9 protein-coding genes are annotated in these 12280 nt (G+C 45.2%); 5 read left to right on the top strand and 4 right to left on the bottom strand.

Annotation, left to right across the window (positions count from 1 at the left end; translation table 11 throughout):
* Positions 1–267 precede the first annotated feature (267 nt).
* The gene (locus tag IPL35_17270) at positions 268–2382 is read left to right on the top strand and encodes a hypothetical protein (GenBank protein ID MBK8445036.1); all 2115 of its coding nucleotides are present in this window, start codon (positions 268–270) and stop codon (positions 2380–2382) included.
* Positions 2336–5983: a gliding motility-associated C-terminal domain-containing protein gene (locus IPL35_17265; protein MBK8445035.1), complete on the top strand. Its 3648-nt coding sequence runs from the start codon at positions 2336–2338 to the stop codon at positions 5981–5983. The genes IPL35_17270 and IPL35_17265 overlap by 47 nt, the downstream gene beginning before the upstream one ends.
* Before the next feature lie 213 nt (positions 5984–6196).
* Here IPL35_17265 and IPL35_17260 read toward each other — a convergent pair whose 3' ends face one another.
* On the bottom strand, positions 6197–7246 hold the full coding sequence (locus IPL35_17260; protein ID MBK8445034.1) for a hypothetical protein: 1050 nt from the start codon (positions 7244–7246) through the stop codon (positions 6197–6199).
* 84 nt (positions 7247–7330) lie between these two features.
* Positions 7331–8032 (bottom strand): class I SAM-dependent methyltransferase, encoded by a 702-nt coding sequence (locus IPL35_17255; GenBank protein ID MBK8445033.1) that lies wholly within the window; start codon positions 8030–8032, stop codon positions 7331–7333.
* Between the two features lie 245 nt (positions 8033–8277).
* Here IPL35_17255 and IPL35_17250 point away from each other — a divergent pair, with 245 nt between their 5' ends.
* Positions 8278–9018 carry an RNA methyltransferase gene (locus IPL35_17250; protein ID MBK8445032.1) on the top strand — a complete coding sequence of 247 codons (741 nt, stop codon included), beginning with the start codon at positions 8278–8280 and terminating at the stop codon, positions 9016–9018.
* A gap of 162 nt (positions 9019–9180) precedes the next feature.
* Here IPL35_17250 and IPL35_17245 read toward each other — a convergent pair whose 3' ends face one another.
* The gene (locus IPL35_17245) at positions 9181–9597 is read right to left on the bottom strand and encodes a T9SS type A sorting domain-containing protein (GenBank protein MBK8445031.1); all 417 of its coding nucleotides are present in this window, start codon (positions 9595–9597) and stop codon (positions 9181–9183) included.
* A gap of 127 nt (positions 9598–9724) precedes the next feature.
* Entirely contained in the window at positions 9725–10414 is a 690-nt protein-coding gene (locus IPL35_17240) for a TrkA family potassium uptake protein (protein MBK8445030.1), read from the bottom strand.
* A gap of 344 nt (positions 10415–10758) precedes the next feature.
* Here IPL35_17240 and IPL35_17235 point away from each other — a divergent pair, with 344 nt between their 5' ends.
* Positions 10759–11016: a hypothetical protein gene (locus tag IPL35_17235; GenBank protein ID MBK8445029.1), complete on the top strand. Its 258-nt coding sequence runs from the start codon at positions 10759–10761 to the stop codon at positions 11014–11016.
* Between the two features lie 14 nt (positions 11017–11030).
* Positions 11031–12254, top strand: a complete 1224-nt coding sequence (locus tag IPL35_17230) for a hypothetical protein (GenBank protein ID MBK8445028.1) — start codon at positions 11031–11033, stop codon at positions 12252–12254.
* The last annotated feature ends 26 nt before the right edge of the window (positions 12255–12280 follow it).

Below are 12280 nucleotides of genomic sequence, written 5' to 3'. Positions count from 1 at the left end.
TCCGATTGCGGCGATTTGTTCGGGTGGCAGTATTACCTTACCGACGACCTCAACAAACAGTATAGGAGGTAGTTGGAGTCCTGTGGTGAACACTACGGCAACGACGACTTATACCTTTACGCCGAGTGCGGGACAATGCGCGACCACAGCGACCTTGACGGTGAATGTAAACAATCAAACGACCCCTACATTCTCACCGATTGCGGCGATTTGTTCGGGTGGCAGCATTACCTTACCGACGACCTCAACAAACAGTATAGGAGGTAGTTGGAGTCCTGTGGTGAACACTACGGCAACGACGACTTATACCTTTACGCCGAGTGCGGGACAATGCGCGACTACGGCGACTTTGACGGTGACAGTAAACAATGCAACAACCCCTACATTCACCCGATCGCAGCGATTTGTTCGGGTGGTAGTATTACTTTACCGACGACCTCAACGAATAGTATAGGAGGTAGTTGGAGCCCTGCGGTGAACAATACGGCTACAACGACTTATACTTTCACCCCAAGTGCGGGACAATGTGTGAGTACAGCGACCTTGACGGTGACTGTAAACAATGCAACGACTCCTACGTTCAGTCCGATTGCGGCGATTTGTTCAGGCGGCAGCATTACCTTACCGACGACCTCAACAAATAGTATAGGAGGCAGTTGGAGTCCTGCGGTGAACAACACAGCAACAACAACCTATACTTTTACCCCTGCTGCGGGACAATGCGCGAATACAGCAACTTTAACGGTGACGGTGAATGCCCCTGTTACACCTACGTTCTCACCGATTGCGGCGATTTGTTCGGGTGGTAGTATTACCTTACCTACGACTTCAACGAACAGCATAGGAGGCAGTTGGAGTCCTGCGGTGAACAATACAGCAACGACAACCTATACTTTTACCCCTGGTGCGGGACAATGCGCGAGTACAGCGACGATGACGGTGACAGTGAATGTACAACCGCCCCCTCCGAGTGGTTTAGCCTGTTATGAAACGGCCACCCTCAATGCAAGCACCTGTGCTTGGGAGGTGAGCGGTGTTGAGCCACCTGCTCCGACGAATTTGGCCTGTTATGAAACGGCTACTTTTGATGGGGTTGCTTGTGTGTGGGTTGTGAGCGGCGTTCCACCGATATGCGATGACAACGATTGTGGTACACAAGACAGCTACAATACAACAACTTGTGCTTGTGTGCATACTCCGATACCACCGCCGAATTGCGATGACAACGATTGCAGTACGCAGGACAGCTACGATACAACAACTTGTGCCTGTGTGCATACGCCGATCCCACCACCGAATTGCGATGACAACGATTGCGGTACACAAGACAGCTACAACACGGCTAGCTGCACCTGTGAGCATACTCCGGTTCCGCCGCCGATATGCGATGACAATGATTGCAGCACCGATGACAGCTATGACAGCATTACGTGTCAATGCGTTTATACACCCAATGGTTTGAGTATTTTACCGGTGTTTACTGCACTTTCGCCGATCTGTTCGGGCGGCAACATTACGTTACCGACTACCTCAACAAACAGCATAGGAGGCAGTTGGAGTCCTGCGGTGAATAACACAGCGACCACGACTTATACCTTCACGCCGAGTGGTGGACAATGTGCGAGTACGGCGACCTTGACGGTGACGGTGAACAATCAAACGCCCCCTACGTTTTCACCGATTGCTGCAATTTGTTCGGGTGGTAGTATTACTTTACCGACTACTTCAACGAATGGCATCGGGGGCAGCTGGATTCCTGCGGTGAACAATACCGCTACGACGACTTATACGTTTACCCCGAGTGGGGGGCAATGCGCGAGTACGTCAGCGATGACGGTGGTGATTCAAAATGCAGTTGTTCCACAGTTCAGTATAGAGAATACGTATTGCAACGGAGCGGCGACGGACTTGTTGCCTTCGGTATCGGACAATGGAATAACGGGAGTCTGGAGTCCGGGCGCGATATCGAACAGCAGTTCGGGTAGTTATACCTTCACGCCACAGGCGAACAATTGTGCGTTGCCCTATATATTAGATGTGACGATTACGTCGGGAGCCGTGCCGGAGTTTTCTCTGACAGACAGCTATTGTTCGGGCGAAGTGGTAGCTGTGCTGCCTTCGGTATCGGACAACGGAATAGCGGGTACTTGGGTACCGGGAGTGATTTCGAATACGGCGAGTTTTGATTATACGTTTACTCCTGCTGCAGGGGTATGCGGTCAGCCCTATATCCTGAGTGTAACGGTGAGTCCTGCGGTGACACCGACGTTTACGCCGATAGATCCTTTGTGCAGCAGTTCGGGGTATTGGTGTTGCGGTCACATCGAACAACGGAGTGACGGGGACGTGGAGTCCTGCGAGTATCAATCCGGGCTACGCTAACTCCCCTGTCATTGCCACCTTCACTCCGAGCAGCAATCCTTGTGCGCAAAGCACTACAATGACCATAGAAATTACCGATGTCGTGACGGCGAGTTTCACGGATTTTCCAAATTTATGTCCGGGCGATGCGGTATTTACGCTACCGATCATCTCTTCCAATGGGGTTGTTGGGAGTTGGGCACCGACGAGTGTGAATCCATCTACGATGCCGCCAGTGGTGAATGCGATGTTTACACCGGCGGGAGCCTGTGCCCAGAGTTTGGTGGTACCGATCGCATTGGGGATAGAGGGCTGTACGAATCCGACGGCAGAGAATTACAATCCGAATGCGAGTTGTGAAGACGGTTCGTGTATCTTTATCTGTCCGGATCCGGGCTGCGATGATGGTCAATGTTCAAACGGCGCAGAGTGGTGGAATGCTACTTTGTGTGTATGTATGCCCGGAGAACCCGTTATTCCGGCGAATTGTGATGACGGGAACTGTTACAACGGCTTGGAGGTTTGGGATGATATGAGTTGTTCCTGTTTGGCGGGCGAACCTCCGGTGATACCGAATTGCAACGACAATATCTGTAGTACATTAGATGTATATGATCCATTTATATGTGAATGTACGCACGAGTTCATAGACCCGCCGAGTTGTGATGACGGTGATTGCAATACTTTGGACAGCTATATAGCGTCACAATGTACCTGTGTGCATACGGTCATCGTTCCATTGTGCAATGACGGGGACTGTACGACCGAAGACACCTACGATGCGCAGATTTGCCTATGCATCAATACGCCAATCCTTCCTCCGAGTTGCGATGACGGGGATTGTCAGACGGCAGACAGCTACAACTCATCTATCTGTGAATGCGAACACGAACCGATCGCATTGCCGGTATGCGATGACAATTTGTGCAGCACGACAGACACCTACGACAGTGCGAGCTGTTCTTGTGTGTTTACGCCAATACCGCCTCCGAGTTGTGATGACGGTGATTGTCAGACGGCAGATGTGTATAACTTTTTGACTTGCGAATGTGAGTACAGTGCTATAGAGCCGGGAGCCTGCGATGACAACAATTGCGGAACAGCGGACAGCTATGATGAGGGACAGTGTCAGTGTGTGAACACGCCGATACCTCCGCCGAATTGTGATGATGGAGATTGCAGCACGGCAGACAGCTACAACAGTTTGACTTGTACCTGTGAGAATACGCCGATATCGCCACCAAATTGTGATGACAATGACTGCGGGACAGCAGACAGTTACGATGCGGCTACGTGCAGTTGCAGCCATAGCATCATACCTCCGCCGAATTGTGATGACGGAGATTGCAGCACGGCAGACAGCTACAATAGTTTGACCTGTACCTGTGTGCATACGCCGATATCGCCACCAAATTGTGATGACGGAGATTGCGGGACGACAGACAGCTACGATGCGGCTACGTGCAGTTGCAGCCATACCATCATACCTCCGCCGAATTGTGATGACAATAACTGTAATACAGCAGATGTTTATAATACGCAAACGTGTCAGTGTGAGCACAATGCGATAACACCGGGAGCTTGCGAGGACAATGATTGCAGCACGGCGGACAGCTATGATGCAGCTGCGTGTGCCTGTGTACATACGCCGATACCGCCATTGGTTTGCGATGACGGGGATTGTAATACAGCCGACAGCTACGACAGCAATACGTGTAGCTGTATCTACCTCCCTGTACTGCCACCAAATTGCGATGATGGGGATTGCGGCACGATAGACAGCTACAACAGCAGCACTTGCAGTTGCGAGCACACGGCAGTAAATCCGGGCAGTTGTGATGACGGGGATTGCGGGACGGCAGACAGTTACGACAGCAGTCTGTGTGCGTGTGTAAACACGCTCATACCGCCGCCGAATTGTGATGACGGGGACTGCCAGACAGCGGACAGCTACGATGGTGCTACTTGCAGTTGTATAAATACTTTGATACCGCCACCGGATTGCAATGATAATGATTGCAACACGGCAGATGTGTATAATACCCAGACTTGCGCCTGTGAAAATAACCCGATAACACAGGGAGCTTGTGATGATCAGGATTGCACGACAGCAGACAGTTATGATGTGGCGGCTTGTGCCTGTGTAAACACCCCAATACCGCCGCCAAGTTGTGATGACAATGATTGCAATACGGCAGACAGCTACGACAGTGGGACTTGTACTTGTGTAAACACGCCAATACCACCACCAAGTTGTGATGACAATGATTGCCAGACGGCGGATAGCTACGACAGTGCTACTTGTACTTGTGTAAACACCCAAATACCGCCACCGGATTGTGATGACAATGATTGTAATACGGCAGACAGCTATGACAGTACAACCTGTACTTGTGTAAACACCCAAATACCGCCACCGGATTGTGATGACAATGATTGCAACACGGCAGATGTGTATAATATACAGACTTGTGTCTGTGAGCACAACCCGATAACACCGGGTGCTTGTGATGATGGGAACTGCGGCACGGCGGACAGCTATGATGCAGTGCTTTGTGAATGTGTAAACACGCCGATACCGCCACCGGATTGCGATGACAATGATTGCAACACGGCAGACAGCTATGATGCGGCTACTTGCAGTTGTATAAACACGCTGCTACCGCCACCGGATTGTGATGACAATGATTGCAACACGGCAGATGTGTATAATATACAGACTTGTGTCTGTGAGCACAACCCGATAACACCGGGAGCTTGTGATGATGGGAACTGCGGCACAGCGGACAGCTATGATGCGGTGCTATGTGAATGTGTAAACACCCAAATACCGCCACCGGATTGCGATGACAATAACTGCAACACGGCAGACAGCTACGACAGCACGACCTGTACCTGCGTAAATAGTTTGATACCTCCGCCAAGTTGTGATGATAACGACTGTGGCACTGCGGACAGCTATGACGACAATACTTGTACCTGCGAGCATACGCCGATAGCGGTTCCTGATTGTGATGACAATGATTGCACGACAGCAGACAGCTACGACAGCAACACCTGTATCTGTGTACACACGGTGGTTTCGGGTCAGCCGAATGCGGGGATCAACAGCAGTGGGGAGCATTGCATAGAGTCGGGCGAAGTGAGTTTGTTGGCGTTGATGGACGGCACCCCTGACAGTGGGGGCGTATGGACGGACGGCAGTGGCGCGGTGGTGAGCGGTTTGTTCACGGCGGCGGCAGTGGGGAGCTACAATTTTACCTATACCTTGACAGACGGGGATTGCAGCGATGTGGCGCAATTGAGCCTGACGGTGATGCAATGCAACAATATAGCACCGGAGATACCGGAGTTATATATACCGACTGCTTTTAGTCCGAATGGTGATGGAGTGAATGATGTATGGCAGTTGAGTGACAAGAAGGATATTGCGAAGATCCACGTATCGGTGTTCAACCGTTGGGGGAATGAGGTATATGAGAGCGATGAGATAGACTTTCAGTGGGACGGATTTTACAAAGACACCGAACAGGAAATGGAGGTTTATACTTTTTATATTGAAGTTACTTTTGATGACGGAAGTGATAAATTCTACAAAGGAAACCTCACTTTAGTGCGTTAAACTGCTTTATTACTGTGAATAAAAAAGGCTCTTTCAATAAAGAAAGAGCCTTTTTCTATTTTAAAACTTCATTTATAATCTGTATTATATTTTAGATAAAAACTAAGTAGAGCAGTACCTGAAAACCTGAATTTATTTCGTAGTGAAACTTGTACCAAAATATTTTACGCTTGTTTCAATACTTTTCATAAACTTCAAATAATTTCTTGGAGGCTAATGAGGCAAAACTTGTTTATGGTGAATATCTAAAATATTACGCAAACTTGCTTTTACAATACTTCCCATACTGCTACATTGTAAAAAAGAATCATTTTGATAAAAACCGGCCAACTCTTTTTTGAGTTGTTGCACTTTGTCCGGCTCTGAAAGGTCAATTTCGAGGGCACACATTTCCAATTCTTGTAAGCGTACCTGTGATTTACGGCAGCGTACAGCTATCATACTTTGCTCTTCGCGCTGATATTGCAGGATAGTGGCTTCATTCAGGTGTTTTTCGCATAATTCGGCGAAGGGGCGATTTTCTTTAAAAAAACGCGGCATATATACTTCTTTTTGACCTTCGTAGGACTGCTGGTCGAAGTCTATGGAACGAATGCGGTATTGTACATCGTCAAAATCGGGCGTAATATCTATTACAAAATTGTAGGCTCGCATATCGCCCAGTAAGCGCACCAAGCATCGCTCATTGAATTTTACAAATTCTTTTGCCAGACGCACCTGATTGGTTTCGGGGTGATTCAGGTAATTACTGATAAACATATCGCCCGGAATACCGGCTATGTGTTCCTCTATAAGGGTGTTGTTTTGTACCAAATAAGCGATGCGGTTGGGAGATAAAACATGTTCCAGTTCTAAGCCGTAAATACGGGAGGCATCGGCAGTTTTTACATAAAAATAATCATAATTATCGTTGTATTGATTGACAATGCGCACACGAAAAGGATTGGAATTTCCGAAAGTACAATAATCTACACGCGCTACTTGCAGGTGTTTCATCACCGAAGTGTCGCCTTCGGTACGCAGCAAAGCATAGATATGGGTAAGCTCAGGAAAAATTTCTTTGCGGTCGTTGGGAGCATATTGCACACTCTCCCACAGCGTGTCGTTGCCGTGGCGGTCGAGGAGTGGGCGGGCGTATTCAAAGCGGCGCAAATCGGAGTAATCCAAATGAATATTGTTTTCTTCGCGGTTGTTTTTTCTGAGATACGAGCGCAAATATTTTCCGATGGGATAAGTTTTTTTCTTTTTACTGATAATGGACATATTAAATTATATTGTATTTTTATTATTGATAACCAATTTTTTATATAAAAAATAAATAAAATTTATTGAATGTATGATTTAAAATTACTTGTTTTGTTTTTCGGCATACAGCACAAAATTATGCACACTTTTTAAAATGCGGCTTTGGGGGAAAATTTTGGAAAAGCAAGTATCAAAAAAATCCTGAGCTTGTTGGCGAAAGGCGGGCTGGTGGCTTACCATATTCCAAAACAACAAGCCATTGGGCTGTAGTCGCTCGGAGAGGGCTGCTACAAAACTGTGTTGTAAAAATTGCGGCGGTGTGAGCAATTCCTTAAAAATATCAAAACAGATAAAATCATAAGCACTCTGTTCTTGCAATACCCAAGAATAAGCATCGGCGCATATAAAATTTGTTTTTTGCAACAATGGCAGGGGCATATAGCGTTGTGCCCACTGAATAATGGAAGTGTTGTTTTCTATGGCATCGTAGCAGTGTGCAGTTTGTTGGTATTTTTTTTCCAACAGATAAGGAACGCTTCCCAAACCTGCCCCCAAAATACAGGCTTTTTGTACGCGCTGCGGGACGATGGCTGCCGCCGCAAAAGCGGTATCAAAGGTGGTGTAGAGGTCTTCGAAAGAATAAGTGGCGGCACCGCTGTCTAAGCGCAAACGCCCCCGACTTACATATAAAGAAAGTGTTTCGGAGGTGGTAGTATCTGTGTGTTGCCGGAGCAAAATATCTCCTATATAGCTGGCATATTTTGCCAACAAAGGCACGCGATAATGTAAAGCAGCAGATGACAATTTTTTATTTGTTTTATATCGGTATCAAAAATGTGGAATGGCTTATCAATCAGGCAATGAATATTTTTATTTCAAAAAAAATAATGAATGATTTTATGATTTAATTTATTGAAAATCAATTTATTGTGTTGTAGTATTTATTGCCGGAGATAGCTGCGAAATGCTAAAAAACACATCAAAGATAAGGTGTAATTACATACATTTTGTGCCAAAATGCTTTACTTTGCAAATATCATTTTTTATTTATGTTATCAAAAGCACGCATACAGGCTGTCAGGGCTTTGCATCAAAAAAAGGAACGACAACAGCAAAAATGTTTTATTGCCGAAGGCGATAAATTAGTACGCGATTTATTGGAATCCGATTTTTTGCATATCCGCGAGTTGTATGCGCTGCCCGAGTGGTGCTCGCAATATGCTGCCCTTGCCGCACAACTCCCTTTGCAGCAGATAACGGCGGCGGAGTTGGAGCGTATTTCGGCATTACAAAGCCCCAACCAAGTGTTGGCGGTGGTGGATATGCCTCGTATTCAGGTGCAAGCATCGCTTTTGCGCCGCAGTGTTTGTTTTGTACTCGACCATATCCAAGATCCGGGCAATTTGGGCACTATCATTCGTATATCCGATTGGTTCGGAATGCCTTATATATTTTGTATTAACGATTGTGTAGAAGCCTATAATCCCAAAACCGTGCAATCCACCATGGGGTCGCTGGCTCGTGTGCCTGTAATTGAAACTACTGCATCGGCACTCCGCCAACAGTTTTCTGATATTGCGTGGTGGGGGGCAGTGCTGGAGGGTGAGCCTTTGCGCACTCTGGCGTGGCAAAAGCCTTTGTTTTTAGTTGTTGGCAATGAGTCTAAGGGAATATCGCAGGAGGTAATGAATTTGTTACAACGGCGTATTACCATAGAAAGGAGCGGAGCAGCAGAATCGCTCAATGCTGCCATTGCCGCAGGAATTATAGCGTTTGCGGCAGCAGGTTAAAAAAAATGAAAACGGCAGCCTTCAAAGCTGCCGTTTTGCCGAATTATATAAAAGAATGGAACTGCCGAACAAATGAAACTCATGGGGTAAATTTTATTTTTCTTTTTAATGTTTCAATTTACCGTGCTTTGTTTTTTTTATATCATACATCTAAAAAAAACATCAATGTACAATAATTTTAGTACTGCCGGTTTTGCCGTACATATCTACTACTTTGATTAGATAAACACCCGAATTAGACGGTGCAGACATATTAAAGGAAACCGTTGTGTTGTTGATGTTTGTTTCTGTAGGTGTTATGGTTTGGCTATATATTAAAGCACCCTCACCGCTATACATCAGCACTGTTAATTGGCTGGAAGAAATAGTTCCGGATACTGTAACGATAAAGTTATTGCCCACCGTCATTACGTTAGGCTGTGCCGTTACTATTACGTTGCCGTCTAATAAAATTTCATCTACAGTAGCTATTCTGCCCGCTTCTGACAGTGCTGTAGAAATATTAATTGAACTGTTTTGTGCCTGCATACCCAAACCCATCAAAAATAGTGGCAGACAAACATAAAAAAATAATTTCATTGTTGTTAAAGATGAGAATAATATTGAGAATAAAAAAGTATTGTATTGTTGTTACAAAGATACATCAATATCTTTGTATATATAATTGAAAATTTTATTAAATGTCATTTTTACACAAAAATGACATTTAATATTCTAACATCAATAGCCGTTGAATATCCTTTATTTCGCCGTATATCACTAAAATATCATTGGATTCTAAACGCATGTCGGCGGAAGCCACCCCCATTACTTTTTGTTCTTTCTTTTTGATACCGATAATATTGCTTTGTTCAACCGTTTTGATGATGGTCAGGATAATAAGGTTGTATTTGTTGCGAAATTGTACTTCTTCAATAGTTTGTCCTACATAACGTTGTGGCACAATGGCTTCTATAATATTATAATGCTCCGACAGGCTGAAAGAATCCACGACACCTTTCATATTTAATTTTTTTGCGTGTCGTTCGGCAGATTCTTCTTCGGGGTGTATAATTTCATCTACTTGCATCGCCTCCAATACTGTTTGTTGCAGTGGAGAGATAGCGCGTGCTACCAATTTTTTTACTCCATTTTGCCGCATCAGTGCAGTGGTCATAATAGAAGCTCCTATATCTTCGCCAATAGCGACAATCACGGAGTCGGCTTCTCGGAGTGGCAGCATTGTTACGGCATTGGCATCGGTAGAGTTGAGGCATACTGTTTGTGTAACCACCTCTTTCATTGCTTCTACTTTTTCTACCCGCAAATCTACTCCTATCACTTCGTGCCCCAACTCTGTAAGTTTTACAGCCAAAGAGCCGCCAAAGCTGCCCAAGCCGAATATCACATATTTCATATTAAGTAATGCTGAATTGTTAATTGTAAAATTAAAATAATTGTGTTTTTATAGCCTCTTAATAGGTATAATAAACTTGTTGTTTTCTTTTTTTTGAACTTGATAGCCTTCCATTGTTTTTTAAAATGTTGATAAAATATTTGTAATCAATATTTTATATTATAAAAACGGCTGATTTAATACAAACATTCATTTGAAGAACAATGGAATTAAATTTTATGATAACGTAAAAAAGTACACTTCAATAGCTGCTGCAAAGTAAAGGTGATTTTTGATAAGAAACGTTAAAATTCAATATTAAAACGGAAAATTTGTAATTTTGCAACAGAATTTTTTTTAAAAATATGAAGCGTTTATTAATTCGTTGGATAATGCTCGTTGTTGTAGTATTTTGGCATACTGCATCATTATTGGCACAATGCCCAATGTGCAAAGCTGCTGCCGAGAGCAATCTCAAAGAAGGCGGCAAACATGCGCTGGGCTTGAATGCCGGCATATTGTATTTGGCAGCAGCTCCTTATTTGCTCATAGGCTTATTGGGCTGGTGGTGGTGGCGCAAAAACCGCCATACCGACAAAGACGAGGTGGTGCGCGAATCCTGATTGACACTCGTCTTATGATGATGATGTCGCCGCCGCTAGATGCTGCCGAACACAACACCGCCGAACAACTATACCGCGAAGCTCTTTTTGCTTTGTTGCGGCACGAACCTTTTTTTGGAGAATGGCTCATTGGAATTCGGCACGAATTTACGGCTGTGGCGGCGGCTGAACTCCATTTCTACGAACAACAACAGGCGGCGTTTCTTTTGCGGTTGCACCTCCCTACTTGGCTCCACATTACTCCCGAACAGCGTAGTGGATTATTAAAACACCAATTAGTACACATCGCTTTACAGCACCCTTTTCGTGCGGTGCATTTTGCCGATACTTTCATTTTTAATCTTGCTGCCGATTTGGTCGCTAATCAATATCTTAATTCCTCTCAATTGTTGCCTTCTGCTTTTACGCTGGCTTCTGTGACACAAATAGGATTGCCGCCTTTCCAAAGCATTGACTTTTATTACAACGAACTACAAAAATACCGCCATTTGTTGCCGCCCGCCGCACTGTATGTACAAGCCGCCGCACAGCATACCGATTGGCAGCTTCAGCAAACGACACTTGCGGCAGCAACACAATGGCAGACGCAGCAATATCTTCAACGACATATTACGGTATATCAAAAAAATTACGGAAAATTGCCGGCGGGCGTGGAGCGTTGGCAAAGCGAATTGCAACAAATGGCTCTGGTAACTCCTGTTACTGCACCTGTGAACTGGAAAAAAATGCTGCAACATTTTGTGTGGCAGAGTGGCTTGCACAGTACTTTACATACCAACAACCAACGCCTGTCAAAACGCTACGGCACTGCTCCGGCATTGCAAGTGCGCTCACAACAAAAATTGGCAGTAGCCATAGATACCTCAGCAAGTATCGGCAGCGAAGAATTTAATGTTTTTTGGGGAGCTTTGCAGCAATTGTGGCGGCAATACGGCGATTTTTATTTATTGGAATTTGATGCCATAGTACAACGCTGTTCTTTGTATAAAGGAAAAAAGCCGCTTTCGCTCAAAGGTGGCGGCGGCACATCTTTTGACCCTTTGCTTCAATATGCCAATGAGCATTTGCATACAAGAGCATTACTCATTTTTACAGATGGTATAGCTCCGCCCCCTCAATGGCATAGCAGAGCAGCACTCTATTGGCTCATTTCGGCGCAGGGTATTCAGCCTCACAGCGAAGCGTGGCACTATTTAAAAGGCAGAAAAGCATCGTTAAATGATAACAGCGAAAAATAAGTACTCATAATTGCTTAACATAGAGG

Source organism: Sphingobacteriales bacterium (assembly GCA_016711285.1).
Classification (GTDB): Bacteria; Bacteroidota; Bacteroidia; order Chitinophagales; family UBA2359; genus JADJTG01.
The sequence above is the reverse complement of the archived record's forward strand: the minus strand, read 5'-3'. Positions and strand labels throughout refer to the sequence as shown.

Excerpts from the sequence above, each read along its gene's own strand:
- IPL35_17260 (MBK8445034.1), bottom strand. The coding sequence starts at position 7,246 with ATGTCCATTATCAGTAAAAAGAAAAAAACTTATCCCATCGGAAAATAT.
- IPL35_17250 (MBK8445032.1), top strand. The coding sequence starts at position 8,278 with ATGTTATCAAAAGCACGCATACAGGCTGTCAGGGCTTTGCATCAAAAA.
- IPL35_17245 (MBK8445031.1), bottom strand. The coding sequence starts at position 9,597 with ATGAAATTATTTTTTTATGTTTGTCTGCCACTATTTTTGATGGGTTTG.
- IPL35_17240 (MBK8445030.1), bottom strand. The coding sequence starts at position 10,414 with ATGAAATATGTGATATTCGGCTTGGGCAGCTTTGGCGGCTCTTTGGCT.
- IPL35_17235 (MBK8445029.1), top strand. The coding sequence starts at position 10,759 with ATGAAGCGTTTATTAATTCGTTGGATAATGCTCGTTGTTGTAGTATTT.
- IPL35_17230 (MBK8445028.1), top strand. The coding sequence starts at position 11,031 with ATGATGATGATGTCGCCGCCGCTAGATGCTGCCGAACACAACACCGCC.